This window comes from Thalassovita aquimarina, assembly GCF_018219815.1.
GTDB classification, from domain to species: Bacteria; Pseudomonadota; Alphaproteobacteria; order Rhodobacterales; family Rhodobacteraceae; genus Thalassobius; species Thalassobius aquimarinus.
Genome location: NZ_JADMKU010000001.1, coordinates 478,597 through 503,895, shown reverse-complemented (window position 1 = coordinate 503,895; position 25,299 = coordinate 478,597). Strand labels below are relative to the sequence as shown.

The 25,299-nt window shown below is 63.7% G+C and carries 22 protein-coding genes and 1 tRNA gene; 9 read left to right on the top strand and 14 right to left on the bottom strand.

Annotation, left to right across the window (positions count from 1 at the left end):
* Positions 1–64: 64 nt before the first annotated feature.
* Positions 65–2,065: a ComEC/Rec2 family competence protein gene (locus tag IT775_RS02450; RefSeq protein WP_343231102.1), complete on the top strand. Its 2,001-nt coding sequence runs from the start codon at positions 65–67 to the stop codon at positions 2,063–2,065.
* Here the strand turns inward: IT775_RS02450 and lexA are convergent.
* The 7 genes from lexA to IT775_RS02415 all read right to left on the bottom strand — a co-directional run bounded on the left by lexA (position 2,059) and on the right by IT775_RS02415 (position 7,551).
* Positions 2,059–2,751: a transcriptional repressor LexA gene (gene lexA / locus IT775_RS02445; protein ID WP_212699465.1), complete on the bottom strand. Its 693-nt coding sequence runs from the start codon at positions 2,749–2,751 to the stop codon at positions 2,059–2,061. The genes IT775_RS02450 and lexA overlap by 7 nt on opposite strands.
* 80 nt (positions 2,752–2,831) lie before the next feature.
* The gene (locus tag IT775_RS02440; protein ID WP_212699464.1) at positions 2,832–4,004 is read right to left on the bottom strand and encodes a molybdopterin molybdotransferase MoeA; all 1,173 of its coding nucleotides are present in this window, start codon (positions 4,002–4,004) and stop codon (positions 2,832–2,834) included.
* Positions 4,001–4,477 (bottom strand): cyclic pyranopterin monophosphate synthase MoaC, encoded by a 477-nt coding sequence (gene moaC / locus IT775_RS02435; RefSeq protein WP_212699463.1) that lies wholly within the window; start codon positions 4,475–4,477, stop codon positions 4,001–4,003. Before moaC ends, IT775_RS02440 begins: the two co-directional genes overlap by 4 nt.
* 2 nt (positions 4,478–4,479) lie before the next feature.
* Complete coding sequence (gene trpC, locus IT775_RS02430) at positions 4,480–5,292, bottom strand: indole-3-glycerol phosphate synthase TrpC (protein ID WP_212699462.1); 813 nt, start codon at positions 5,290–5,292, stop codon at positions 4,480–4,482.
* Positions 5,289–5,951, bottom strand: a complete 663-nt coding sequence (locus IT775_RS02425) for a uracil-DNA glycosylase (protein ID WP_212699461.1) — start codon at positions 5,949–5,951, stop codon at positions 5,289–5,291. Before IT775_RS02425 ends, trpC begins: the two co-directional genes overlap by 4 nt.
* A complete protein-coding gene (gene trpD / locus IT775_RS02420) occupies positions 5,951–6,973 on the bottom strand; it encodes an anthranilate phosphoribosyltransferase (RefSeq protein ID WP_212699460.1) in 1,023 nt (340 codons plus the stop codon). Before trpD ends, IT775_RS02425 begins: the two co-directional genes overlap by 1 nt.
* Positions 6,970–7,551, bottom strand: a complete 582-nt coding sequence (locus tag IT775_RS02415) for an anthranilate synthase component II (protein ID WP_212699459.1) — start codon at positions 7,549–7,551, stop codon at positions 6,970–6,972. The genes trpD and IT775_RS02415 overlap by 4 nt, the downstream gene beginning before the upstream one ends.
* 130 nt (positions 7,552–7,681) lie before the next feature.
* On the opposite strand from IT775_RS02415, the gene IT775_RS02410 reads away from it, so the two are divergent.
* The gene (locus IT775_RS02410; protein WP_246525225.1) at positions 7,682–9,154 is read left to right on the top strand and encodes a divergent polysaccharide deacetylase family protein; all 1,473 of its coding nucleotides are present in this window, start codon (positions 7,682–7,684) and stop codon (positions 9,152–9,154) included.
* Here IT775_RS02410 and IT775_RS02405 read toward each other — a convergent pair.
* From IT775_RS02405 to IT775_RS02390, 4 genes are all read right to left on the bottom strand, one after another.
* Entirely contained in the window at positions 9,151–9,696 is a 546-nt protein-coding gene (locus IT775_RS02405) for an rRNA large subunit pseudouridine synthase E (RefSeq protein ID WP_212699457.1), read from the bottom strand. The genes IT775_RS02410 and IT775_RS02405 overlap by 4 nt on opposite strands.
* A gap of 157 nt (positions 9,697–9,853) precedes the next feature.
* Entirely contained in the window at positions 9,854–11,365 is a 1,512-nt protein-coding gene (gene trpE, locus IT775_RS02400; RefSeq protein ID WP_212699456.1) for an anthranilate synthase component I, read from the bottom strand.
* A 16-nt stretch (positions 11,366–11,381) separates the two neighbouring features.
* Positions 11,382–13,220, bottom strand: coding sequence for a peptidyl-prolyl cis-trans isomerase (locus IT775_RS02395; RefSeq protein ID WP_212699455.1), 1,839 nt, complete (start codon positions 13,218–13,220; stop codon positions 11,382–11,384).
* 44 nt (positions 13,221–13,264) lie between these two features.
* Entirely contained in the window at positions 13,265–14,470 is a 1,206-nt protein-coding gene (locus IT775_RS02390; protein ID WP_212699454.1) for an aminotransferase, read from the bottom strand.
* Positions 14,471–14,755: 285 nt separating this feature from the next.
* Between IT775_RS02390 and IT775_RS02385 the strand changes: the two genes are divergently transcribed.
* Positions 14,756–15,730: an acyltransferase family protein gene (locus IT775_RS02385; protein WP_212699453.1), complete on the top strand. Its 975-nt coding sequence runs from the start codon at positions 14,756–14,758 to the stop codon at positions 15,728–15,730.
* Between the two features lie 61 nt (positions 15,731–15,791).
* Here the strand turns inward: IT775_RS02385 and gpt are convergent, their stop codons facing one another.
* On the bottom strand, positions 15,792–16,301 hold the full coding sequence (gene gpt / locus IT775_RS02380) for a xanthine phosphoribosyltransferase (protein WP_212699452.1): 510 nt from the start codon (positions 16,299–16,301) through the stop codon (positions 15,792–15,794).
* Between the two features lie 3 nt (positions 16,302–16,304).
* Positions 16,305–17,126 carry an enoyl-ACP reductase FabI gene (fabI, locus tag IT775_RS02375; RefSeq protein ID WP_212699451.1) on the bottom strand — a complete coding sequence of 274 codons (822 nt, stop codon included), beginning with the start codon at positions 17,124–17,126 and terminating at the stop codon, positions 16,305–16,307.
* Positions 17,127–17,252: 126 nt separating this feature from the next.
* Here fabI and pdxH point away from each other — a divergent pair, with 126 nt between their 5' ends.
* From pdxH to IT775_RS02355, 4 genes are all read left to right on the top strand, one after another.
* Positions 17,253–17,858, top strand: a complete 606-nt coding sequence (pdxH, locus tag IT775_RS02370) for a pyridoxamine 5'-phosphate oxidase (protein ID WP_212699450.1) — start codon at positions 17,253–17,255, stop codon at positions 17,856–17,858.
* Between the two features lie 80 nt (positions 17,859–17,938).
* The gene (locus IT775_RS02365) at positions 17,939–18,511 is read left to right on the top strand and encodes a cold-shock protein (RefSeq protein WP_212699509.1); all 573 of its coding nucleotides are present in this window, start codon (positions 17,939–17,941) and stop codon (positions 18,509–18,511) included.
* 3 nt (positions 18,512–18,514) lie between these two features.
* Positions 18,515–19,006 (top strand): DUF192 domain-containing protein, encoded by a 492-nt coding sequence (locus IT775_RS02360; protein WP_212699449.1) that lies wholly within the window; start codon positions 18,515–18,517, stop codon positions 19,004–19,006.
* Between the two features lie 42 nt (positions 19,007–19,048).
* A tRNA-Pro gene (locus tag IT775_RS02355) sits at positions 19,049–19,125 on the top strand.
* Positions 19,126–19,450: 325 nt separating this feature from the next.
* Here IT775_RS02355 and IT775_RS02350 read toward each other — a convergent pair.
* Positions 19,451–19,747 (bottom strand): hypothetical protein, encoded by a 297-nt coding sequence (locus IT775_RS02350; protein ID WP_212699448.1) that lies wholly within the window; start codon positions 19,745–19,747, stop codon positions 19,451–19,453.
* Between the two features lie 125 nt (positions 19,748–19,872).
* On the opposite strand from IT775_RS02350, the gene IT775_RS02345 reads away from it, so the two are divergent.
* Both IT775_RS02345 and IT775_RS02340 read left to right on the top strand, forming a co-directional pair.
* Positions 19,873–23,553 (top strand): vitamin B12-dependent ribonucleotide reductase, encoded by a 3,681-nt coding sequence (locus IT775_RS02345; RefSeq protein ID WP_212699447.1) that lies wholly within the window; start codon positions 19,873–19,875, stop codon positions 23,551–23,553.
* A 304-nt stretch (positions 23,554–23,857) separates the two neighbouring features.
* Positions 23,858–25,261, top strand: a complete 1,404-nt coding sequence (locus IT775_RS02340) for a methyl-accepting chemotaxis protein (RefSeq protein WP_343231101.1) — start codon at positions 23,858–23,860, stop codon at positions 25,259–25,261.
* Positions 25,262–25,299 lie beyond the last annotated feature (38 nt).

Genomic DNA, 25,299 nt, shown 5'->3' with positions numbered 1-25,299 from the left:
TCGATAACCAATGCGGGGTTAGCGTTTTCGCCTGTCTATCCACCTGCCGATGCAAGGACAAGACTTGGTACCCTTCGCGCGGATCGCAATGGCGCTTGTGGCGCAGCGGGGGGCGCTGTTCCCCTGGGTTCCGGTATTCCTTGGGGCCGGGATCGGTGGATATTTCTGCTGGCTGGTGGAACCCGGTTGGGGGGTGCAGGCGGCAATCGGCTTTGCCGCTCTTTGCGCAGGTGGGCTGGCCCTGCGCGTGGGGCCGGCGGTTTCACCATTGTTCTGGGCGCTGGCCCTGATCGCGTGCGGTGAACTGCTGGCCGCTGCGCGGACCCATTGGGTGGCCGCGCCGGTGCTGCACTACCGCTATTATGGCCCGGTACAGGGCCGGGTGATCGCCATCGACCGGTCGGGCAGCGACGCGATGCGCCTGACCCTGGACAACGTGGTGCTGCGCGATCACGCGCCCGATCGAACCCCGGAGCGGGTGCGGGTGGCCCTGCATGGCGATCGGCGCTGGCACCGGCCGATGCCGGGAGAGGTGGTGATCCTGACCGCGCATTTGTCGCCGCCCTCGGGTCCGGCGGAACCGGGCGGTTTCGATTTCCAGCGCCACGCCTGGTTCCAGCGGATCGGCGGCGTCGGCTATACCCGCACGCCGGTTCTGCTGCTGGAACCGCGCCGCGCCGGCGTGCCGCTGGTGGCGGCGCGACTGGCGCTGTCGGACCGGGTGCAGGCGGCGTTGCCCGGCGAGACCGGCGCCTTTGCCGCGGCGCTGATGACCGGTGACCGTTCCGCCATCGGGCAGGACATGCTGTGGGACCTGCGGCGGGCCAACCTAGCGCATTTGCTGGCGATTTCAGGGCTTCACATGGGATTGGTGGCAGGGTTCGTCTTCGCTTCCATCCGGGTTCTGCTGGCGCTGGTGCCGACGGTCGGGCTGCGGGTTCCGGCCAAGAAGATCGCGGCGATTGGGGCGCTGGCGGTTGCGGCGGGATACCTGGCGCTGTCGGGCGGCAACGTGGCGACCGAACGGGCCTTCGTGATGGTCGCGGTGTTCCTGATGGCGGTGGTGTTCGATCATCGGGCGCTGTCGCTGCGCGCGGTGGCGGTCGCGGCGGTCGCGGTACTGCTGATCAGGCCCGAAAGCCTGCTCAGCCCGGGGTTCCAGATGTCCTTTGCCGCCACCACAGCGCTGGTCTTCGTTTTCGGCAGAATTCGCGACAGCGGGCGGATGGCGGGGCGCGGCATCTGGCGGCCGGTGCTGGCGGTTTGCCTGTCCTCGGCAGTGGCCGGTGCCGCGACAGCCCCCTTCGCGGCGGCGCATTTCAATCAGATCGCGGTTCTGGGCCTGCCGGCGAACCTGTTGTCGGTGCCGCTGATGGGCGTGCTGGTGATCCCGGCGGCGTTGCTGGCGGCGTTGCTGATGCCGCTTGGAGCCGAGACGCCGGTGTTGTGGCTGATGGGGCTGGGGCTGGATTGGATTCTCGGCGTGGCGCATGTGGTGGCGGCGCGCGACGACGCGGTGCGCATGGTACATAGCCCGGATTGGGTCGTTCTGCCGGTCTTTGCCCTCGGGGCCTTGCTGGTGGTTCTCTGGCGTGGTCGCTTCAACTGGATCGGTCTTGCGCCGATGGGCATCGCGCTTCTGCTGTGGGCGCGAACTGACCGGCCCGACCTTCTGGTCGCGGAAAACGGAACCTTGGCCGGGATAATGACCGAAAAGGGCAGGGCGCTGAGCAAGGAACGCGGATCAGGTTTCGTCGCCGGGATTTGGCTGGAAAACGATGGCGATGCCGCGCCGCAACCGGTTGCGGCACGTCGCTGGGCGGACGGAACGCCGTTTCAGGTCGAGTCAGGCAAGCGCGCCACCGACGGCGCAGGCTGCGACGAGGGCGGCTGGCTGATCAGCAACAAGTTGATCGAACAGGATTTGCCCTGTCGTGTCTTCGATCCCGCCCTGCTGCGCCGCACCGGTGCGGTCGCGGTCTATTTCACGGAACAGGGACCCAGAATCGTCACCGCCCGCCAGTTGGCGGGCGACAGGCCTTGGAAGTCAAGGAAAGCTCAGTAGGTGCGGATCAGTCCGACAAGGCGGCCTTGCACCTTCACCTTGTCTGCAGGCAGAACGCGGGTTTCATAAGCCGGGTTGGCCGCTTCCAGAGCGATGCTGCCGCCCTTGCGACGGAAGGTTTTCAGGGTCGCTTCGTGATCCTCGACCAGCGCCACGACGATATCGCCGTCCTGCGCGGTGTTGGTTTCGCGGATCACCACAACGTCGCCGTCATTGATGCCTGCGTTGATCATCGAATCGCCCTTCACCTCCAGCGCGTAATGTTCGCCCTGGCTGGACAGCATCGACCCGGGCACGGCCACGTGATGCGACGCGTGGCTGATCGCCTCGATCGGGACACCGGCGGCGATCCGGCCCATCACCGGCAATTCCTGTGCATGCACCGCCTCGACCGGGATTGCGTCGCGCGGGGTGGATTCGGGACGGCCGCCTTCGATCACCTTGGGGCTGAAGCCGCTGTCGCCGGTCATGCTGTCGGGCAGTTTCACGATCTCGATCGCGCGGGCGCGATGCGCCAGACGGCGGATGAAGCCGCGTTCTTCCAGCGCCGTGATCAGTCGGTGAATGCCCGATTTGGAACGCAGGTTCAGCGCTTCCTTCATTTCATCGAAAGATGGCGGGACGCCATCGCGCTGCATGCGCTTGTGGATGAATTGCAGCAGATCGAGCTGTTTTTTCGTCAGCATGAGCGCCCCTCCGGGTTTGGTGATTTGGGTTTGTTCTACTCATGTTCACGTTTTGTGTCAACAGCCGAGGCGCAGGCCGGTCAAATCGGGATATAATCCACCATATGCCCCGCCGGTTGCGCCGGATCGCGAACGGGTCGGATCAGCAATGCGTTTGCCGTGCTCAGCACCGACAGAAGCGAACTGTCCTGGTCGGGCAGCGGGGTCAGCAATCCGTCCTTGAGGACCGCGCGCATGTAATGTTCGCGCGGCCCGTTGGCCGCGACATCCACGGCCAGCTCGGCCTGCAACCGTTCCGGCGCGCGCGCGGGCAGCCCTAGCAGCGCTTCGACCACCGGCGCGGCGAAGAGCGTGCCGCAGACCATGGCCGATACCGGATTGCCCGGCAGCCCCATCATCATCGCGCCGTTCAGCCGGCCCGCCATCAGCGGTTTTCCCGGCCGCATCGCCACCTTGTAGAAGGTCCGTTCCAGCCCCATGTCGGCGGCAACCTGCGCCACCAGATCGTGATCGCCGACCGAGGCGCCGCCGATAGTGATGATCAGATCGGCCCCTTCCGCAAGGTCGAGAGCGGTTTGCAGCGAGGCGGGCGTATCGAGCGCGATCGGCAGGATCCGGGTTTCGGCCCCGGCCAGATTCAGAAGCGCTTTCAGCCCGAAGGTATTGGAGGCGATGATCTGGTCCGGACCGGGGGTTTCTCCGGGCATCACCAATTCGTTGCCGGTGGAAATCAGCGCCACCACGGGTTTGCGCGTCACCGGCACCTCGGCGATGTTCATCGACGCCAACAACGCGATATCGGCCGGGTCGAGCCGTTTCGGCGCGGCAAAGCGGTGGCCGGTTTTGAAATCGCCGCCGGCGGGGCGGATGTTGTGGCTGGCTCCGGTATCACCGGTGATGTTGATGTGATCGCCGTCGCGGCTGACATCTTCCTGCAGCACGACGAAATCCGCCCCTTCGGGCACCGGCGCGCCGGTGAAGATCCGTGCGGCCTGTCCCGGCGCCACGCGTCCGGCAAAGCCCGAACCGGCGGCGGCTTCGCCGATCACCTCGAAGGATGCGCCTTTCGCTACCTCATCGGCACGTACCGCGTAGCCGTCCATCGCCGAGGCGGCGAAGGGTGGCTGGGTGCGCTTCGCGGACACGTCCCGGGCCAGCACGCGGCCCGCGGCCTGTACCAAAGGCACGGTTTCGGCGTCCAGCGGGGTGACGAGGCCGAACAAAAGCGACCGGGCTTCTTCGACCGAAATCATGACGCCTCAAAGCGGCCCGATTTGCCGCCATCCTTCAGCGTCACACGGATGCCGCCGATTTCCATGCCCTTATCGACTGCCTTGATCATGTCGTAGACGGTCAGTGCGGCGGTGCTTACGGCGGTAAGCGCTTCCATCTCCACCCCGGTCTGGCCGGTGGTTTTCACCGTCGCTTCGATCTGCACGCCGGGAAGGTCGGGGTCGAGCGTCAGATCCACCGACACCTTGGTGACGGGCAGGGGATGGCATAGCGGGATCAGGTCGGGGGTTTTCTTCGCCCCCATAATGCCGGCCAGCCGCGCCACGCCCAGAACGTCGCCCTTCTTGGCCCGGCCTTCGGAAATGATGGCAAAGGTTTCATCCGCCATCCGCACCCAGCCGGCGGCGGTGGCGATGCGCGACGTCACCGCCTTGTCGGACACGTCGACCATGTGGGCGTCGCCCTTGGCGTCGAAATGGGTCAGTTCAGCCATGGTCACATCCCCGCCGCTGTCAGAGGGTTGGCCAGAAGCGCGCGGGTCGCGGTTTCCACGTCGTCATTGCGCATCAGGCTTTCGCCGATCAGGAAACAGCGCGCGCCGTAACGCGCCATGTCGGCCAGGTCCTCGGGCGTATTGAGGCCGCTTTCCGACACCAGCGTCCGGTTGGCGGGGACATATTTCGACAGCGTCCTTGTGGTGTCGAGCGTGGTTTCGAAGGTCTTGAGATTTCGGTTGTTGATGCCGATCAGCGGCGATTTCAGCAGCGTGGCGCGTTCCAGTTCGGCAGCGTCATGCACCTCGATCAGCGCGTCCATGCCCCATTCAGTGGCCGCCTCTTCCAGTTCCTGGGCTTGCGCGTCGGAGACGGATGCCATGATGATCAGGATACAATCGGCGCCAAGCGCGCGGGCCTCGGCCACCTGGTAGGTGTCGTACATGAAATCCTTGCGCAGCACCGGCAGCGACACGGCTTCGCGCGCCGCCACGAGGAAGTCCTTTGCGCCCTGGAAGGACGGTGTATCGGTCAGCACCGACAGGCAGGTCGCGCCACCGGCTTCGTACGCCTTGGCCAGTTCGGGTGGGTTGAAATCTTCGCGGATCAGGCCCTTGGAGGGGCTGGCCTTCTTCACCTCGGCGATCAGGCCATAGCCGGTGCGGCTGGCCTTCTGCAGCGCCTCGGCGAAGGGGCGGACGGGGCTTGCGGCGCGGGCTTCGGCCTCGACCGCTTCGAGCGGCTTGGCTTGCTTGTCGGCAGCCACTTCTTCCAGCTTGTAAGCCTTGATCTTGTCGAGAACCGTTCCGGTCATGCTGCCTCCGATTTCATTGCCCAGTCGATTGCGGGCTCCCCCCGGTTCTTAAGCCATGAATTGACCGCTGAAAATGGGTGCGAGCCGAAAAAACCGCGCGACGCCGACAGCGGCGAGGGGTGTGGCGATTTCAGGATCAGGTGATCGCCGGGCCGGATGTGATCCGCCAGCTTCTGCGCGGGCTTGCCCCAGAGGATATAGGCGGTGGGTTTTCCCGAGGTCTTTTCCAGCACCTGATGCGCCAGCGCCTGCCAGCCCAAGCCCTTGTGGCCATGTGCATCGCCCGCCGGAACGCTCAGAACGGTGTTGAGCAGCAACACCCCCTGACGCGCCCAGCCGCGCAGGTCGCCGGTTTCCGGCGCCACGCCCAGATCGTCCTGCATTTCCTTGAAAATATTCTTCAAAGACCGGGGCAGGGGCGTCACGTCCGGTTCCACCGAAAAGGCCAGCCCGTGGGCATGGCCCGGTGTCGGGTAAGGGTCCTGGCCCAGGATCACGACGCGGGTCTGTTCCGGTGGCGTCAGTTGCAGCGCGGCGAAGCGCTGCGGCGCGGGGGGCAGGATGTCGCGGTCGTCCTCGGCAAGTGCCGCGTCGATCCGGGGCCAGTCGTCGCGGAAAAAATCCAGATCGCCCCAGGTCCCGATGTCGGGCAGCCCCATCAACCTGCTGCCGAGGTGATCCGGGCCAGCGCTTCCAGCTTGGCCTTGGCCGCGCCGCTGTCGATGCTTTCGCGCGCCAGCGCCACGCCGTCCTTCAGGTCCTTGACCTTGCCCGCCACGTGCAAGGCGGCGGCGGCGTTCAGCAGCACCGCGTCGCGGTAGGCCGATTGCGCCCCGTCCAGCAGCGCGCGGAAGGCGGCGGCGTTTTCTTCCGGTTCACCCCCGACGATGGCGTCGAAGCTGTGCACCGGCAGGCCGAAATCGTCCGGGTGAACTTCCTTGTCCACCACCGATCCGTCCTCTTCCAGCGCCGCAACCCAGCTTTTGCCGGTGATGGTCAATTCGTCTGTGCCATCCGACCCGTGCACCAGCCAGGCCTTTTCGCTGCCCAGGGCGCCCAGGGTTTCGGCCATCGGCCGGATCAGGTCGCGTGAAAAGGCGCCGGTCAGCTGGCGCTTGACCCCCGCCGGATTGGTCAGCGGCCCTAGGATGTTGAAGATCGTGCGCGTGCCGAGTTCTGCCCGCGCCGGACCGACATGGGCCATCGCCGGGTGATGCATCGGTGCCATCATGAAGGCGATGCCGATCTCGTCCAGCGCCTTTTGCACCACGTCGGGGCCGACCATCACGTTGATGCCCATTCTGGTCTGCACGTCGGCGGTGCCCGATTTCGAACTCAGGTTGCGGTTGCCGTGCTTGGCCACCGGCACGCCCGCACCCGCCACGACAAAGGCGGTGGCTGTGGAAATGTTCAGCGTATGCTTGCCGTCGCCACCGGTGCCGACGATGTCGATCGCGCCCTTGGGCGCCTTCACCTTGTGGCACTTGGCGCGCATCACGGCAGCGGCGGCGGCGTATTCCTCGACCGTTTCGCCGCGGGTGCGCAGGGCCATCAGCAGCCCGCCGATCTGCGCCGGGGTCGCTTCGCCCTCGAACAGGATGGTGAAGGCCTGTTCGGCCTCGGCCCTCGTCAGCGGTCGTTCGGCGGCGGCCCCGATCAGCGGTTTCAGCGCGTCGCTCATGCCGGCACCTTCATTTCGTTAAGGAAGTTCTGCAGCAATTTGTGGCCGTGCTGCGAGGCGATGGATTCGGGATGGAACTGCACCCCGTGGATCGGCAGTTCCTTGTGTTGCAGCCCCATGATGGTGCCGTCTTCCAGCTCGGCCGTCACCTCGAGACAGTCGGGCAGGGTGTCGCGCTCCACCACCAGCGAATGATAGCGCGTCGCCTCGAACGGGCTGGGCAACCCGGCGAACACCCCTTTGCCGGTGTGATGGATCAGCCCCATCTTGCCATGCACGATTTCGTGGCAGCGCACCACCTTGCCGCCGAAGGCCTGTCCGATGGTCTGATGGCCCAGGCAGACGCCCAGAAGCGGGGTCTTGGTTTCGGCCGCCGCCAGCGTCAGGTCCAGACAGATCCCCGCCTGATCCGGATCGCAAGGTCCGGGCGACAACAATATGCCCGCAGGTTTCATCGCCATCGCTTGCTGCACGTCGATCGCATCGTTACGCCAGACCTCGATGTCCGCACCCAATTCGCCCAGGTAATGGACGAGGTTATAGGTGAAACTGTCGTAATTATCGATCAGCAGCAGCATCTGGACACTCTTTGCAATTCGGGGGCTTTCGGCCCATCTTCGTCGCGCTATACTTGTTCAGGCTTGCGCCGGAGCGTCAAGGGGGGCAAACGGCGTAAAATATAGACACATGAGCTTGAGGGGGCAGACCTTGGCCAAAGGAGCACTGGGCGGATTTCTTGTCGGGACGATGGTGTCGGTGATCGCGGCGGGCGTGGTTTCGGTGGCCACCATGCCACAGGTGCCGCAGCCCGAAACGGTCGAGGTGACGCCGATTCCCGGCAGTGGTTTCGACGGCGCGCGCGAAGACCGCGCCGCCAGCCTGCCGGGTGAAAGCGCCCCTGTCGAAACCACCAGCGAAGCGCCCCGCGCCGCCGAACCGCAACCCGACAGCGAAAGCGGCATCGCCGTCGATACCGCGCCGGCCGACCAGCCCGAAGCTGCGGTGCCCGAAGCCGTCCTGGTGCCGCCCGCCGACACGGGCGCGGCGCCGGCCGTCGCGACTGGCGAAGATGTCCCCGTCGCCACAACGCCTGCCGAGGCGCCTGCGATGCCCGCGCCCGAAACCGATCCCGAAGCGGTGCCGGCACCGGTAAAACCGCCCGCACCGGAGGAACCGGAACTGGCCGCCCTGCCCGAAGAGGGCGCCGCGCCCGATCTGCCCGATGCCGCCGGCATGGCTGACGACGCCGCCCCCATCGCGCCGGCAACCGCCGATGCGGTGCCGCGCCCCGGAACCGATGATGGCACCGACCGCGTCCCGGCCCATGTCGTGGCGCTCGATCCCGAAACCCCGGTGTCACGACCGAAACTGCCCACCGTCGGCGGCGACAGCACCTCCGCCCCGCGCATCGGCACCCCGGCCAGCCGCCTGACCGAAACCGACGAAGCGACTGAAACCGCCGGGGACACGGAAACCGTCAACCTCGACCCGGCCGACCCGCTTTCACCGCTCGACGCCAATGGCGAAGCGTTCGAAAATTCCGAGGACAAGCCGCTGATGTCGATCATCCTGATCGATGACGGCAACAGCAAGATCGGCCACGAGGCGCTGGCCAGCTTCCCCTATCCGTTGACCTTCGCGGTGAGCCCCACCAACCCCGGTGCCAAGGCGGCGATGTCGCGCTACCGCGCGGCCGGGTTCGAGGTGCTGGCGCTGACCGATATTCCGGCCGGCGCAACAGCAAGCGACACCGAAATGCTGCTCCGCGCCGGGCTGCGCGAATTGCCCGAGGTGGTCGGCGTGATGGAGGGCGATGCCACCGGCCTGCAAACCGACCGTGCAGTGTCCGACCAGGCCGCGGCACTCCTGCAGGAAACCGGTCACGGGCTGGTGCTGTTTGCCAAGGGACTCAACACGGCGCAGAAACTGGCGGTGAAATCCGGCGTGCCCGCGGTCACCGTGTTTCGCGACTTCGACAGCAAAGGGCAGAAGGCCCCGGTGATCCGCCGCTTTCTCGATCAGGCCGCCTTTAAGGCGCGCCAGCAGGAATACGGGGTGATCATGGTCGGCCGGTTGCGCGCCGAAACCATTTCGGCGCTGCTGCTGTGGGGGCTGCAGGACCGCGCCGCACAGGTGGCGCTGGCGCCGGTTTCGGCGGTGCTGAAAGCGGTGCGGGACTAGGCGTCGCGCCACTGGCCGGGCTGTAACTCCTCAAGGCTCCAATCGCCGATCCGCACCCGGATCAGCCGCAGCGTCGGGAAACCCACAGCGGCCGTCATCCGCCGCACCTGCCGGTTGCGGCCCTCGCTGATGGTCAGGGAAAGCCAGCTGTCGGGCACCGATTTGCGAAAGCGCACCGGCGGATTGCGCGGCCAGATATCGGGCGGGTCCATCCGCTCGGCCTTGGCGGGGCGCGTCTTGCCGTCCTTCAGTTCCACGCCGCGCCGCAACCGCTCCAGCGCCTCGTCGCTCACTTCGCCCTCGACCTGCACCCAATAGGTCTTTTCCATCTTGTTCTTCGGTTTGGAAATCCGCGCCTGCAGCCGGCCGTTGTCGGTCAGCACCATCAACCCCTCGCTGTCGCGGTCCAGCCGCCCGGAGGGATAGACCTTCGGAACGTCGATGAAATCGGACAGCGTCGCCCGCTTGCTGCCCTCCGTGCCCTTGTCGGTGAATTGCGACAGCACGTCGAAGGGCTTGTTGAACAGGATCACCCGGGTCATGGCGCACCTCTTTTTCTTGGTCGAAATACCCCGGGGGAGGCGTTGAAAAGCCAAGACTTTTCAACGTCGGGGGCAGCGCCCCCATTGCCCGAGGCAGTGGCCAAAGGCCGATGACGAGACATAAAGCGCGCGGGCCGAAGGGCCGCGCACAATCGGATCACGCGTTGCCGTAGCGGGTGAACCGCGCCGCGTCCGCCGCGGCGCGGCGGATGGCGTTGGATTTGTGCACCGTCTCCATGTATTCGGCTTCCGGATCGCTGTCATAGACCACGCCGCCGCCGGCCTGGATGTAAAGCTTGCGGTCCTTCACGATCGCGGTGCGCAGCGCAATGCACATGTCCATGTCGCCGCCGGCGCTGAAATAGCCCAGGCCGCCGCCATAGATGCCACGCTTTTCCGGTTCCAGCTCGTCGATGATCTCCATCGCGCGCACCTTCGGCGCGCCCGACACGGTGCCCGCGGGCATCCCGGCGAAGAAGGCCGACAGCGCGTCCTGATCCTCGGCCAGCTCGCCCACCACGTTGGACACGATATGCATCACGTGGGAATAGCGTTCGATGATGAATTGCTCGGTCGGCTGCACGGTGCCGATCTTGGCCACCCGGCCGACGTCGTTGCGCCCAAGGTCCAGCAGCATCAGGTGTTCGGCCAGTTCCTTCTTGTCGGCCAGCAGATCGGCCTCCAGCGCCTTGTCTTCCTCCGGCGTCGCGCCGCGCGGGCGGGTGCCTGCGATCGGGCGGATGGTGACCTGGCGGTCGAACACGCGGACCAGGATTTCGGGGCTGGCGCCCACCACCTGGAAACCGCCGAAGTTGAAATAGAACATGAAGGGCGACGGGTTAGTGCGCCGCAACGACCGGTACAAGGCAAAGGGCGGCAGCGGGAAATCCTGCGTCCAGCGCTGGCTCGGCACCACCTGGAAGATGTCACCGGCGCGGATGTATTCCTTGGCCTTCTCGACCGCTTCCATATAGCCGGACTTGGTGAAATTCGACTGCGGCGGGGCGGCCTCTTCGGCCTCGCCCAGGTCGCGGGCCTGTTGGGGCAGGGCGCGTTCCATGTCGCGCACCGCATCCATCACCCGTTCGGCCGCCTGCGCATAGGCCGCGCGGGCGCTTTGGCCGTCGCTGGCCCAGGCCGGGGACACCACGGTGACGTCGCCCTTGACCCCGTCCAGCACCGCCACCACCGAGGGCCGCAGCATCACCGCGTCGGGCAGGCCTAGCGGATCGGGATTCACGTCGGGCAGGTGTTCGACCAGCCGGATCGTGTCGTAACCAAGATAGCCGAACAACCCGGCCGCGGCGGCGGGCAGGTCGTCAGGCAGATCGATGCGGCTTTCGGCGATTAGGCTGCGCAGGTTGGCCAGCGGGTCGCCCGGCTGTTGCTCGAACGCGTCGGCATCGAAACGGGCGGCCCGGTTGATGTGGCTGGTTACGCCGTGGCATTTCCAGATCACGTCGGGCTTCATGCCGATGATCGAATAGCGCCCGCGCACTTCGCCGCCGGTCACCGATTCCAGCATGAAGGCGTCCTTCTGCGCGCCGCTCAGTTTCAGCATCAGCGAAACCGGCGTGTCCAGATCGGCGGCCAGACGGGTATAGACGATCTGATTTTCCCCTGCCTCGTAGGCGCGGGCAAATTCGTCGTAAGAGGGGATCAACTCCACTTCAGCGTTCCTTCACTCAGCGGAAATTGGCGTGGACCGCGTTGATCGCGGTCTGGTCCAGCGCAATGCCGGCGTCGTTCTGGATCGCCCGGGCGTAAGCCGCGTAAAGATCCTGTGCGATACCGGCGTTGGCCTGTTCCGACAACATGTCGCGGAACTCGCCGATTTCGGGGTTCGACGCATCCGGGCCCAGCACCTTGTCCAGCTTGACGATCGCGACGCTGTCGGCGGCGGTGATCACGGTCACGTCGCCCGCTTCCATGCCGAACACGGTGTCGAGGAACCCTTCGCCGGTGTCAGGGATGAACTGATCGCGGGTGATGTCGGTTTCCACCTGCGCGGTCAGGCCAAGCGCGGCCATGTCTTCGCCCGCCACCAGCTTTGCGACCAGCGCCTGCGCCTGTTCGGCCAGCGCCTCGGTGGTGGCTTCGACCTTCCAGCCTGCGATCACCGCGTCGCGCACGGTGTCGAGATCCTGCAGCTTGGCGGGGATTTCCTCTTCCAGCCGCAGCGCCACGATGCCGCCATCGTCGAGATAGATCACTTCGGGGTAATCGCCGCTCTGTACCTTGGCGGCGGCCTCCTGGAATGCGCCATAGGCCGCGACCGGGTCTGGTGCGTCCTGGTGCCAGTCGATGCTGGCAAGCTGCATTCCGGTTTCCTTCTGCAGTTCTTCCAGCGCGGCGCCGCCGGCCAGCAGGTCGTCGACGGTTTCGGCCACGGTGGCGATCTTGCGCCGCGCCGCGTCGGAGGCCAGTTCGGCATGCAGCTCTTCGCGCGCTTCTTCCAGCGTCACGGTCTGGCCGGGCAACACGCCGTTGACGCGGAACAGCGCCGGACCAAGACCGGTGTCGAACGGGCCGACCACGTCGTTCACCGCGGCGTTGAACACCGCACCGCCGGCAGCGTCCAGATCGGCCTTGCTGACGTCGCCCATGTCAATGTCCTGAAGTTCCAGCCCGCGATCCGCGACCAGAGCTTCGAAATCCTTTTCGCCGTTTTCCAGCGCGAGTTTGGCGGCTTCGGCCGCGTCCGCGTCGGGATAGACCAGACGTTCGACCAGGCGCCGTTCGGGCACGTTGAGTTCGTCGCTGCGGCTTTCGTAAAGCGCCTGGATCCGGTCTTCCTCGACCGGGATTTCGGAGACGAGGTCATCCGGCGACAGCCATGCGTAGGTGATCCGCTTCATCGCGGGCGTGGTGAAATCGTCCGCATTGTCCTGATGATAGGCGACGAGGTCTTCTTCGCTCGGGGCGGGCAGGTCAGCGGCCAGGTCCGCCGCGTCCAGCCGGGCCCAGGTGAAATTGCGCCGTTCGGCAGCGTAAGCGACCAGCGTTTCGGAATAGGAGGACGGCATCGAGGCGGCGGAGATCACCGCGCTTTGCAGGATGCCGCGCACGCTGTCGGCACGCAGGTCCTCTTCGAACTTCGCTTCGCTGTACCCGGCCTGATCGAGCGCGAACTTGTAGGTTTCGCGGTCGAAACCGTTCGCGCCCTGGAACGCCTCGATTTCGAAGATCTGCTTGCTGAGGTTGTCGTCGCCGATCGACAGCCCGATCTTCTGCGCCTCGTTGTCCAGCGCGGCCTGGCCGATCAGCCGGCCCAGAACGTTGCCGTCGATGCCGAAGGCTTCGACCTGATCGAAGCTCAGCGACTGGCCGGTCTGCGCCTCGACGGCGCGGATGTCTTCCTGCAGCGCGCGGGCGTAATCCTCGACCTCGATATCGACATCGCCGACGCTGCCGATGCTGCGGATATTGCCCGACAGATTGCTGACGCCAAACCCGCCAAGACCCAGGATCAGAAGCCCCATCAGGCCCCACATGAATGTTTTCGAGGTGACACCGCTCGCCATGCTTATCCCTTACGCCTTGGTCGTTGAATTCCGTTTGTCCGTGTTTAGGACGAGACCCGATTGGGCACAAGGGCAGAGAGCGCAGGGCGCAGGCCGGCAAGCCGGTCGTAAAGCTGCGCGATCCCGTCCCGGTCGACATTGGCGAAGGCGATGCGCAGCTGGCGCTGCCCGGCGGGGTAGTCTTCGGGCATGAACATGGCGCCAGGCAGGGCCAGCACACCGACCGCGCCGACCATGTCCTGCGCCAGCTGCACAGAAGGGCGTTCGAACGGGTGTTCGAGATAGGCGAAATAGGCGCCCGCCCCCAAGAGCTTCCAGCCCTTATCGGCCAGCACCGGGAAGCCCTCGGCGATGGCGGCGCGCCGGTCGAGGATTTCGTCGCGTTCACCGGCCAGCCACTGATCTAGGTTGCGCATCCCCCACAGCGCCGCCCGCTGGGCCAGCTGGTTGGGGCAGATGGTGACCGTATCGATGAACTTCTCCACCTGTTTCAGCCGCGCGGGCGAGGCGACCATCGCACCGACCCGGTGCCCGGTCAGCCGGTAGGCCTTGGAAAAGGAATACAGCTGGATCAGCGTGTCGTCCCAGTCCGGGTCGGTGAACAGGTCATGCGGCGCACCGCTGACGGAATGGAAATCGCGATAGGTTTCGTCGACCACCAGGGCGATCCCGGCCGCGCGGGCGATGTCGCGGAAACTGGCGATCAGCCCGGCGGGATATTCCGCCCCGCACGGATTGTTCGGAGTGACCAGCACGATGGCGCGGGTGCGGTCCGTGATCAGCGCCTTGGCCTGATCGGGATCGGGCAGCATGCCCGCCCCGGCAGGCAGCGGCACCGCCTTCACCCCGGTCATGTCGAGCCACATTTTATGATTGAAATACCATGGCGTTGGAAGGATGACCTCATCTCCTTCGCCGGTCAGGCTCATCATTGCGGCGCAGAAGGCGTGATTGCAGCCCGAGGTGATGCAGACCTGTCCGGCCGAGATGTCGCTGCCATAGGAGGCTGAAAACCGCGTCGCCACTTCATGCCGCAGTTCCGGCAGGCCCAGGACCGGGCCGTAAAGATGCGCGCCGGGATCGTTCAGCGCCGCGTCCGCGATCGCCTGGCGCAGCCCCTCGGGCGGCAGATCGACCGGCGCGGCCTGGCTGACATCGATCAGCGGCCGGTCGGGCGGGAAACTGATCCCGTTGATCCAGCCCTTGGCCTGCACCACCGGGGAAGCGAAAGTCTGTGCCGTGCGGATCATGGCGTTATCCCTGTCTGTGTTTTTTGGGGAGGATAGCCGCCGCGGCGACCCGCACAAGCGGGATATGAGCCACGGCGCCAAGTTCGCCACAGGGTCGCGGGGCGGTGTTCGTGCGCTACCGTTCCAAGTGGCCGCGCAACCGGCCGGCTTCGCGAAATATGGGGGGGTTATCCCCGGGGGCGGGAAAATCCGGGGCAAACCGGGGCCTTACGGTTGATCGCGGCGCAACGATCGCGCAGGTTCAAAAGCGAAGCGGTCCAATCGGGAAAACCCATTCAAGCGCATATGTTGGCGACAGCGACGATACCCATTTCACAAGATAAGCCGCGCTATGGCGGGCTCGATATCATCCGGCTGATCCTGGCCTGCATGGTGGTGCTGGCGCATTCTTCCTTCTTCCTGATCGTCAGCCCCGAGGCGCATTTTTACTTCCTCAATGGCGTGGCGCGGATCATCGTGCCGTTTTTCTTCGTGATGAGCGGCTATTTCCTCGAGGCGCAGACGCGGGACGGCATCTGGCCCTGGGCGCGCAGGGTGTTGAGCTTCTACCTGATCTGGTCGCTGCTCTATCTGCCGATTATGCTGATCTTTGAAGATTTTTCCCTGCTGCGGTTTGGATTCTACGCGATCTTCGGTTACGCGCATCTGTGGTTCTTGCCGGCGCTTCTGGGGGGCGGATTGATTTTCCACCTGCTGCGGAAGCTCGGTAACCGGCGGCTTGTCGGGCTGGCGGTGCTGCTGGTCGCCGCCGGTGTCGCGCTGCAATATTACGAAAACATGACCTACGACATGGCGCATCTGGCGTTCCGGCGGGTGCATGAGGCGGAAAGCCGGAATTTCCTGTTCATGGGGTTCCCCTATGTGGCGATCGGCGTCGTGATCCGCCGCACCGGATTTGCCGAAGGGAAAATCCAGGCGCGCGATTGGGGGCTGTTGGGGCTGGGGATCGCCGCTTTGGCCGGCGAAGTCGGATTCAATTCCGTGTTCATGCCGGCGGAGGGGATCTACGAAGTCGTCTTCTCCGCGGTTCTGGTCGCGCCGATGCTGTTCCGCTTCGCCAGGGTTCTGCCGCTGCGACTGCGGGGGCGAACGGTGCGCGACCTGTCCTCGGCGATTTATTTTTCGCACCTGCTGCTGCTGGTTCCGCTGCGGGCTGGGTTCGATCTGTCCTTCGGCGAACTCGCGGCCTTGACGCTTGCGCTTGATTTCGCGCTGGCACCGCTGCTGCTGATGCTCAATCGCAGGATTCCCCTGTTCTGAAGCGAAACCGCCGCCAATCGGATGATCGGCGGCGGTTCATACATGTCGATCCGGTCGTGGTTCAGTCGGTACCGCGATAGGGTTCGACATATTGCAGCGCCATGTCCCACGGGAAGAAGATCCAGGTGTCCTGGCTGACCTCGGTGATATAGCTGTCGACCTGCGGGCGGCCCTTGGGTTTGGCGTAGACGGTGGCGAAATGCGCCTTGGGGTACATTTCGCGTACCAGTTCCAGGGTTTTGCCGCTGTCGACCAGGTCGTCGATGATCAGGATGCCGGTGCCGTCGCCCATCAGGTCGGGGTCGGGGTGGTTCAGCACCTGGGCCTCCATCTGGTCCTGATGGTTGTAGGATTTCACGCTGATCGTGTCGACGGTGCGGATATCCAGTTCGCGCGCGATGATCATCGCCGGGGCCATGCCGCCCCGGGTGATCGCCACGATGGCGCGCCAGTTGCCGTCATCCGGGCCTTGCCCGTCGAGCCGCCAGGCCAGCGCCCGGCTGTCGCGGTGAATCTGGTCCCAGCTGATATGGAAGCCTTTTTCGTGGGGCAGGCGGTTGTCGATGCTCATCGCTCAGTCCTTTCGGCCGGTGACCACGTCGATGTCGGGCGCGTCCACCGCCTTCATCCCGACAACGTGATATCCGGCGTCGACATGCAGGTTTTCCCCGGTCACGCCGGACCCCAGGTCGGACAGCAGGTAGAGCGCCGATTTGCCGACGTCGTCGATGGTCACGTTGCGGCGCAGCGGCGAATTCAGTTCGTTCCATTTCAGGATATAGCGGAAATCGCCGATGCCGCTGGCGGCCAGTGTCTTGATCGGTCCGGCGGAGATTGCGTTGACGCGGATGCCGTCCTTTCCCAGATCTTCGGCGAGATACTTCACCGAGGCTTCCAGCGCCGCCTTGGCCACGCCCATCACGTTGTAGTGCGGCATCACCTGTTCGGCACCGTAATAGGTCAGCGTCAGCGCGCTGCCGCCTTCATTCATGATCTTTTCGGCGCGCTGCATGACGGCGGTGAAGCTGTAGCAGCTGATATCCATCGTCATCAGGAAATTGTCGCGGCTGGTTTCGACATAGCGGCCGCGCAATTCGTTCTTGTCGGAAAATCCGATGGCGTGGACCAGGAAATCGATCTTGCCCCATTTCGCTTCGATTTCGGCGAAAGCGGCATCGATCGAGGCGGGGTCGGACACGTCGCAATCGATCAGCGTTTCGACGCCCAGCTGTTCGGCCAGAGGTGCGACCCGTTTGCGGAAAGCATCGCCCATATAGGTGAAGGCCATTTCGGCCCCGGCGTCTGCACAGGCCTTGGCGATCCCCCAGGCGATCGACTTGTCATTTGCAAGCCCCATGATCACGCCGCGTTTTCCCGCCATCAATTGGTTTGACATTACGTTTTCTCCGACCAAGTGTTTGCGTTGAAATCCTTTAGGGGATCGTCTGTCGTGCATCAAGTGCCGCTTGACCCGATGGAACGATGGACGGGCAATCTTTTGGGCGGCACTGGAAGGGCAGAGATGACCGACAGGACAGGCATTTTCGCAGGCGACGACCCGTTTGAAATCGCGCGGCGCTGGCTGGCAGAGGCGGAAGCAAGCGAAATCAACGATCCCAACGCGATCGCGCTGTCGACCGTGGACGAAACCGGTCTGCCCAATGCGCGCATGGTCCTGCTGAAGGAAATCGAGGACGATGCCTTCGTGTTCTACACCAATTACGAAAGCGCGAAAGGCCGCGAACTGGACCAGGCCGGCAAGGCCGCTTTCGTGATGCATTGGAAAAGCTTGCGACGCCAGATCCGGGTGCGCGGCACCGTCAGTCACGAAAATGGACCGAAGGCGGATGCCTATTACAAGTCCCGCTCGCTCAAGAGCCGGCTGGGAGCATGGGCGTCGAAGCAGTCCCGGCCACTCAATTCGCGCGCCGCATTGATGGCGGAAGTGGCCAAAGTAACGGCGCAGCATGGACCGAATCCCGCCCGCCCATCCTTTTGGGGAGGTTACAGAATCGATCCAGTTGAGATTGAGTTCTGGGCAGACGGTGCGTTCCGGCTCCATGACAGGTTTGTCTGGCGCCGCGAAAGCGCTGGAAAAAATTGGGCGGTGACCCGCCTGAACCCATGAATTTCGCGTGACGTGGAATGCAAACAGTTGAAAAATTTTCAACTTTTACCTTGCAACGACACATGACTTTGTCACATGAAATGAATGGGGATGACGATCATGTGGGTATCGAAGCTGTGAATACTGATGTTAACGGCACCCGCAGGATATCTGGCCAAGTCAAATGGTTCGATCCGGTGAAAGGGTTCGGATTCGTTTTAGCCGATGAAGGCGGACCGGATATTCTGCTGCACGCCAATGTACTGCGAAATTTCGGGCAAAGCTCGGTTGCAGATGGTGCGAAGATCGAGATCGTGGTCCAGGAAACGGATCGCGGCATTCAGGCCACCGAGGTGTTCAGCATCGAACCGCCCGCCGGATCCGGCATGGCCGCGCTGGCCGATTTCGAAGATATCGACCCCGAAGTCATCCGTTCCGCGCCGCTGGAACCGGCGCGGGTGAAGTGGTTCGACAAGGGCAAGGGATTCGGCTTCGCCAACGTGTTCGGGCGCAGCGAAGACGTTTTCGTGCATGTCGAGGTTCTGCGCCGCTCGGGCCTGGCCGATCTGCAACCCGGCGAAGCGGTCGGGCTGCGGGTCATCGAGGGCCGTCGCGGTCGCATGGCGACCGAGGTGTCGGCCTGGGAAACCGCGTTGAAACTGGACGAACACTGACAGATGAGGTGGCTGGTGCGTACCGTGCTGGCCGTTTTGTGGCCCATCCTGGCGACACAGGCGGCCGCACAGGATTGTCGCGAGGACGCGGTTTTCCTGAAAGGCGATTGGGGGCAGGCGCGGTTTTCGGTGGAACTGGCCGATACCGATGCGGAACGCGCACGCGGGCTGATGTTCCGCGAAACCCTGCCAAGATCTTCCGGCATGTTGTTTCTTTATCCCTCGCCGCGGCGGGTGGCATTCTGGATGAAGAACACCTTGATCCCGCTGGACATGCTTTTCATCGACGACGCCGGCACCGTGGTGCGCATCCATCACCGTGCGCAGCCGGGCGACCTGACGGCGATTCCCGGCGGCGATGGCGTGTTGGCGGTTCTGGAGATTGGCGGCGGCCTGGCCGAAGCGATGGGAATCACCGCCGGAACGGTGCTGCGCCATCCCGGTTTCGATGCCAAAGACGCGGTCTGGCCCTGCGCGGATGAAAACGCCGATTAGGACTTTTCAATTCCCGTCCGCCGGGTTAGACCGGCGACGGTTCGGGGCGTAGCGCAGTCTGGTAGCGCACCTGTTTTGGGTACAGGGGGTCGTGAGTTCGAATCTCGCCGCCCCGACCAATTTCAAATCAAAGTAACGGATGGCGACGGGCGCGGTACGCGCGCCTCGTGTTCCTGTCCTAGTGTTTTTGTATTTGTGGCCACCATATCTGGTGTGTCGCGGCCCGGGGCGCGGGGCCCGCTACGCAGCTGTCGCGCGCGGCGACAGAGCGAGAGGCGCGGCAGCGAAGAGGCGCGCGGGATCGGGAGACTCGGGTTGCCTCATTTTCTGGCAGGTGCCGCGCGGTGCGCATATCTGCCTGCAGAATCATCTCGCCCGACCAGGGCGCGCCTATGACAGTCGATCTTCACCTTCGTATATATTGTGTAAAACTTATGATGGTGACTAGATTTGGTGGTTTTTGCCGCCGAAATTGCCGCGAAGTAAATTTTCCGTTGTTTCATAGACCCTTCCCGAGCCCCCTTCGTGCAGCGCTTGCAGATTGCCGCATTGCAGAACCTGCGCGGGGAATCGCAGCGACTGAAATTCCCTGCCGCGGTCAACCGCCAAAATTTGAAAAAACCACAAATAAACTCGTTGACCGGATAGGCGGATGTACGCCAAGTTGTGGGGGTCGACCGATAACGCCACAACATGTAGTTGGCGTGGGCGGCGGGGGACAGCTTCTATATCTCGAGCCATGGCTCTGACACCGACGCGGATTGTACGCTTTCCGTGAGCCGGCAGCTATACCCTGCGCCCTGAAACAGGCGGCACAGGATGCAATGACATCCCAACACTGGGACAGCCGAACACGGGGCAGCGAAATGAAAATTGAAAGAAAATTCACCAAGGCAGGGCAGGACGCATACGCCGATCTTGAGTTCGTAACCACTTCTTCCGAAATCAGGAATCCCGATGGCAGCATCGTGTTCAAGCTGAATGAGCTGGAAGTTCCGTCCAGCTGGAGCCAGGTTGCCTCCGACGTCATTGCACAGAAATACTTCCGCAAGGCGGGGGTGCCGTCGCAGCTGAAGAAGGTCAAGGAAGACGGCGTGCCCGAATTCCTGTGGCGTTCGGTTCCGGCATCGAAGGACGTGACCTATGGCGGCGAAACCAGCTCCAAACAGGTTTTCGACCGTCTGGCCGGGGCCTGGGCCTATTGGGGCTGGAAGGGCGGCTATTTCTCGACCGAGGAAGACGCGCAGGCCTATTTCGACGAAATGCGTTTCATGCTGGCCACCCAGAAGGCTGCCCCGAACAGCCCGCAGTGGTTCAACACCGGCCTGCACTGGGCCTACGGCATCGACGGGCCGGGGCAGGGGCATCACTATGTCGATTACAAGACCGGCAAGCTGGTGAAATCGAAGTCCGCCTATGAGCATCCGCAACCGCATGCCTGCTTCATCCAGTCGGTATCGGACGACCTGGTGAATGAAGGCGGCATCATGGACCTGTGGGTGCGCGAGGCGCGCCTGTTCAAATACGGCTCGGGCACGGGTACCAACTTCTCCTCCCTCCGTGCCGAGGGGGAAGCCCTGTCGGGCGGCGGGAAATCGTCGGGCCTGATGGGCTTCCTCAAGATCGGCGACCGCGCCGCCGGCGCGATCAAGTCGGGCGGCACCACGCGCCGCGCCGCCAAGATGGTGATCTGCGATGTCGACCACCCCGACATCGAGGAATTCATCAACTGGAAGGTGAAGGAAGAACAGAAGGTCGCCAGCATCGTCGCCGGGTCGAAGATGCACGAGGACAAGCTGAACGCGATCTTCGGCGCGATCCGTGAATGGGACGGCAGCGGCGAGGACGCGGTCGACCCGAAAAAGAACCCCGCGTTGAAAGAGGCGGTGCGCGGCGCCAAGAAGGTGTCGATCCCCGAAACCTATATCAAGCGGGTGCTGGATTACGCACGTCAGGGCTATGACAGCATCGAGTTTCCGACCTACGACACCGATTGGGACTCTGAGGCCTACGCTTCCGTATCGGGGCAGAACTCGAACAACTCGGTCCGCGTCACCGATGCCTTCCTGAAGGCGGTGGAAAACGACGACGACTGGGAACTGCTGCGCCGCACCGACGGCGGGGTGGCCAAGACCATCAAGGCGCGCGACCTGTGGGAGGACATCGGTCACGCCGCATGGGCTTGCGCCGATCCGGGCATCCAGTTCCACGACACCGTCAATGCCTGGCATACCTGCCCCGAAGACGGTGAAATTCGCGGCTCGAACCCGTGCTCGGAATACATGTTCCTCGACGACACCGCCTGCAACCTGGCCTCGATGAACCTGCTGACCTTCTACAAGGACGGCGAATTCCAGGCCGAGGATTACGTGCACGCCACCCGCCTGTGGACCGTTACCTTGGAAATTTCGGTGATGATGGCGCAGTTCCCGTCGAAGGAAATCGCGCAGCTCAGCTACGACTTCCGCACCCTGGGCCTGGGCTATGCCAATATCGGCGGGCTGCTGATGAACATGGGGCTGGGCTATGACAGCGACGAAGGCCGCGCCATGGGCGCCGCGCTGACCGCGATCATGACCGGCGTTTCCTATGCCACCAGCGCCGAAATGGCCGGGGAACTGGGCACTTTCGCGGGCTATGAGCGCAACGCCAAGCACATGCTGCGGGTGATCCGCAACCACCGCAATGCGGCGCAAGGCAACGGGCATGGCTATGAGGACCTGGCGGTCAAGCCGGTGCCGCTGGATCACGCCAACTGCCCCGACGCGCGGCTGGTCGAGCTGGCGATGAAATCCTGGGACGAGGCGCTGGAGCTGGGCGAAAAGCACGGTTACCGCAACGCGCAGGTGTCGGTGATCGCGCCGACCGGCACGATCGGTCTGGTGATGGATTGCGACACCACCGGTATCGAACCCGATTTCGCGCTGGTGAAGTTCAAGAAGCTGGCCGGCGGCGGCTACTTCAAGATCATCAACCGCTCGGTCCCCGCAGCCTTGGAAAACCTCGGTTATTCCAGCAGCGAGATCGAGGAAATCGTCAGCTATGCGGTGGGCCACGGCACCATGGGCAACGCGCCGGGGATCAACCACACCGCGCTGATCGGCCACGGTTTCACCAATACCGAGATCGAAAAGGTCGAATCCGCGCTGGCCACGGCCTTCGACATCCGCTTCGTGTTCAACCAGTGGACGCTGGGCGAGGAATTCTGCCGCAACGCCCTGGGCATCCCGGCGGCGAAGCTGAACGATCCGAGCTTCGACATCCTGACCCATCTGGGCTTCAGCAAGAAAGACATCGAGCAGGCCAACGACCACGTCTGCGGCACCATGACCCTCGAAGGGGCGCCGCATCTGAAAGAAGAGCACTACCACATCTTCGACTGCGCCAATCCCTGCGGCAAGAGGGGCAAGCGCTACCTGTCGGTCAACAGCCACATCACCATGATGGCTGCGGCGCAGAGCTTCATCTCGGGCGCGATTTCCAAGACCATCAACATGCCCAATGACGCCACGATCGAGGATTGCAAGGCGGCTTATGAGCTGAGCTGGTCGCTGGGCATCAAGGCCAACGCGCTGTATCGCGACGGATCGAAGCTGAGCCAGCCTCTGGCGGCGGCGCTGATCGAGGATGACGAGGACGCGGCGGAAGTGCTGGAATCCGGCACCACGCAGGAAAAGGCCAAGGTGCTGGCCGAGAAGATCGTCGAAAAGGTTGTGGTCAAGGAAATCGTGCGCAGTCACCGCGAAAAGATGCCGGAACGGCGCAAGGGCTATACCCAGAAGGCGGTTGTCGGCGGTCACAAGGTGTACCTGCGCACCGGCGAATATTCCGACGGGTCCCTGGGCGAGATCTTCATCGACATGCACAAGGAAGGCGCGGGGTTCCGCGCGATGATGAACAACTTCGCCATCGCCGTGTCGGTGGGCCTGCAATACGGCGTGCCGCTGGAAGAATTCGTCGATGCCTTCACCTTCACCAAGTTCGAACCGGCAGGCATGGTGCAGGGCAATGACAGCATCAAGAACGCGACCTCGATCCTTGATTACATCTTCCGCGAACTGGCGGTTTCCTATCTGGACCGGACCGACCTGGCCCATGTGAAACCCGAGGGCGCGAGCTTCGATGATATCGGTCGCGGCGAGGAAGAGGGCGTGTCGAACATTTCCGAGATGAGCGAAAGCGCCGCCAGCCGGTCGCTGGAAGTTCTGAAACAGATCAGTTCGACCGGCTATCTGCGCAAGCGTCTGCCGCAGGAACTGGTGGTCTTGCAGGGCGGCCAGACCGCCGGTGCCACGGTGCTGAACGGCACCGATCCCGAAGCGGCACTGCAGACACTGGTGCCGGAAACCGCGGGCACGCCGGAAAGCGTTACGATGACCACCACCACTGCGGTCGCGTCGGGCGCGGTCGGCATGGACGCGCGGACCAAGGCCAAGATGCAGGGCTACGAAGGTGACCCCTGCGGCGATTGCGGCAACTACACGCTGGTGCGCAACGGCACCTGCATGAAGTGCAACACCTGCGGCGCGACGAGCGGTTGCAGCTGAACAAGTTTCGGGGCGGGTGCGCTCGCCCCAAAACATGGATCGGGAAACAGGCAAAAAACCGGGCGGTAACCAACGATACCTGATCCGTGAAACTGGCCCCCCATCGTGGGGGCCTTTTCTTTTGCTGCGCGTCCGCCCCGTTCAACCCTTCGTTCGGGGGCGTTCGCTGCGGGGCTTACCCAAGGTTGATGTCCTAAAACTAGGGACTTTCGGTCCGTTCTGAATATCAACGATCAATGTCAGTCTACCAGGTTGGAGGAACCTCATGGACGCGAGCCAGATCAAATCCGAAGGTGCCGTTCCCGTGAATACGGGGGATGCCGATACCGACGACCGCCAGAAAGCAATCACCGAAATCGCCAGTCGGATCGGCGGGCTCAGCATCTCGATCGCCGAAGTGTCCGGCGAAATCTCCGACACCTCGCAACGGGTCGACCGGCAGGCCGAAGTGTTCCAGGAAATCGCCGCACAGACCGAGGAAATGGCATCGCAAAGCCGCTCGGTGCTGGCCTCGGCCAACAATGCCGTCGAAATTTCCGGTGCGGCCGAGGCACGTGTCGTCGCCACCAGCGGCAGGCTGACGTCGATGGTCAGCGGGATCACAGAACTGATCGACAGGGTAACGCGGATTTCCGATCAGCTTTCGACGCTGGAAACCGCGCTGCAGCGGGTGGCGCAGGTGTCGGGCGAGGTCGACAATATTTCACGCAAGACCAACTTGCTGTCGCTGAACGCGTCGATCGAAGCGGCGCGCGCCGGCCGGCATGGCCGCGGCTTCATGGTGGTGGCGCAGGAGGTCAAGGACCTGTCGACCCTGACCGGTGAAGCCACCGGCGAGATCCAGGAAACCATTTCCACGCTGTCGGGCGAATTGCGCCAGTTGATGAAGATCGCCGACCTGGCGGTGGAATCGGCGGGCGAGATTCGCCAGCAAACGGATGGGATCGGCGGTGAAATCGATGCGTTGCCCGCGACCTTGGGCGAAGTCAGTTCGGCCCAGCGGGACATTGTGGCCGCCACCGGTGATATCAGCCAGGCGGTGGGCGACGTGCGCAACGCGGTGACCGAATTGTCGGCTGAGGTGACAGATTCGTCGGAAAGCCTGAAAAACGCGCTCGACACGATGCAGGGGCTGACCGAAAATTCCGAAGCCCTGACCGGCATGAGCGCGCGTCTGGGCGTTGAAACCGTCGACACGCCCTATATCGAGGCGGTCAAGAAACTGGCGCGGGATATTTCCGCTTGCTTCGAGCAGGCGGTGAATAGCGGGCAGATTCCGATGGCCGACCTGATGGACCGGGATTACCAGCCGATTCCGGGCAGCAACCCGCAACAGGTGATGGCGCGGTTCACCAATTTCACCGATGCGGTACTGCCCGCCTTTCAGGAACCGATGTTGGAATTTGCCGACAATATCGTGTTCTGCGCTGCGGTGAATCAGGACGGTTATCTGCCGACCCACAACAAGAAGTTCTCGATGCCGCAGATGACGGACATGATCGACTGGAACACCGCCTATGCCCGCAACCGACGGATCTTCGACGACCGGGTCGGTCTGGCCGCCGGGCAAAGCACAAGGCCGTTCCTGCTGCAGGCCTATCGCCGCGACATGGGCAACGGGGAATTCGTGATGATGAAGGACCTGTCGGCGCCGATCGTCGTCAACGGGGTTCACTGGGGCGGTATCCGGCTGGCCTACAAGGTATAGGCGGGACCGTGCCGCGGGGGCCTGGCGTTTCATGACGA

Coding starts and splice junctions, on each gene's coding strand:
- lexA (WP_212699465.1), bottom strand. CDS start 2,751: ATGCTGACGAAAAAACAGCTCGATCTGCTGCAATTCATCCACAAGCGC.
- IT775_RS02440 (WP_212699464.1), bottom strand. CDS start 4,004: ATGATTTCGGTCGAAGAAGCCCGGTCGCTTTTGTTCGGCCTCGTCACC.
- moaC (WP_212699463.1), bottom strand. CDS start 4,477: ATGGCTGAACTGACCCATTTCGACGCCAAGGGCGACGCCCACATGGTC.
- trpC (WP_212699462.1), bottom strand. CDS start 5,292: ATGACCGGAACGGTTCTCGACAAGATCAAGGCTTACAAGCTGGAAGAA.
- IT775_RS02425 (WP_212699461.1), bottom strand. CDS start 5,951: ATGGGGCTGCCCGACATCGGGACCTGGGGCGATCTGGATTTTTTCCGC.
- trpD (WP_212699460.1), bottom strand. CDS start 6,973: ATGAGCGACGCGCTGAAACCGCTGATCGGGGCCGCCGCCGAACGACCG.
- IT775_RS02415 (WP_212699459.1), bottom strand. CDS start 7,551: ATGCTGCTGCTGATCGATAATTACGACAGTTTCACCTATAACCTCGTC.
- IT775_RS02405 (WP_212699457.1), bottom strand. CDS start 9,696: ATGACCCGGGTGATCCTGTTCAACAAGCCCTTCGACGTGCTGTCGCAA.
- IT775_RS02395 (WP_212699455.1), bottom strand. CDS start 13,220: ATGGCGAGCGGTGTCACCTCGAAAACATTCATGTGGGGCCTGATGGGG.
- IT775_RS02390 (WP_212699454.1), bottom strand. CDS start 14,470: ATGATCCGCACGGCACAGACTTTCGCTTCCCCGGTGGTGCAGGCCAAG.
- IT775_RS02385 (WP_212699453.1), top strand. CDS start 14,756: ATGTTGGCGACAGCGACGATACCCATTTCACAAGATAAGCCGCGCTAT.
- gpt (WP_212699452.1), bottom strand. CDS start 16,301: ATGAGCATCGACAACCGCCTGCCCCACGAAAAAGGCTTCCATATCAGC.
- fabI (WP_212699451.1), bottom strand. CDS start 17,126: ATGTCAAACCAATTGATGGCGGGAAAACGCGGCGTGATCATGGGGCTT.
- pdxH (WP_212699450.1), top strand. CDS start 17,253: ATGACCGACAGGACAGGCATTTTCGCAGGCGACGACCCGTTTGAAATC.
- IT775_RS02365 (WP_212699509.1), top strand. CDS start 17,939: ATGAATGGGGATGACGATCATGTGGGTATCGAAGCTGTGAATACTGAT.
- IT775_RS02360 (WP_212699449.1), top strand. CDS start 18,515: ATGAGGTGGCTGGTGCGTACCGTGCTGGCCGTTTTGTGGCCCATCCTG.
- IT775_RS02350 (WP_212699448.1), bottom strand. CDS start 19,747: ATGGCTCGAGATATAGAAGCTGTCCCCCGCCGCCCACGCCAACTACAT.
- IT775_RS02345 (WP_212699447.1), top strand. CDS start 19,873: ATGAAAATTGAAAGAAAATTCACCAAGGCAGGGCAGGACGCATACGCC.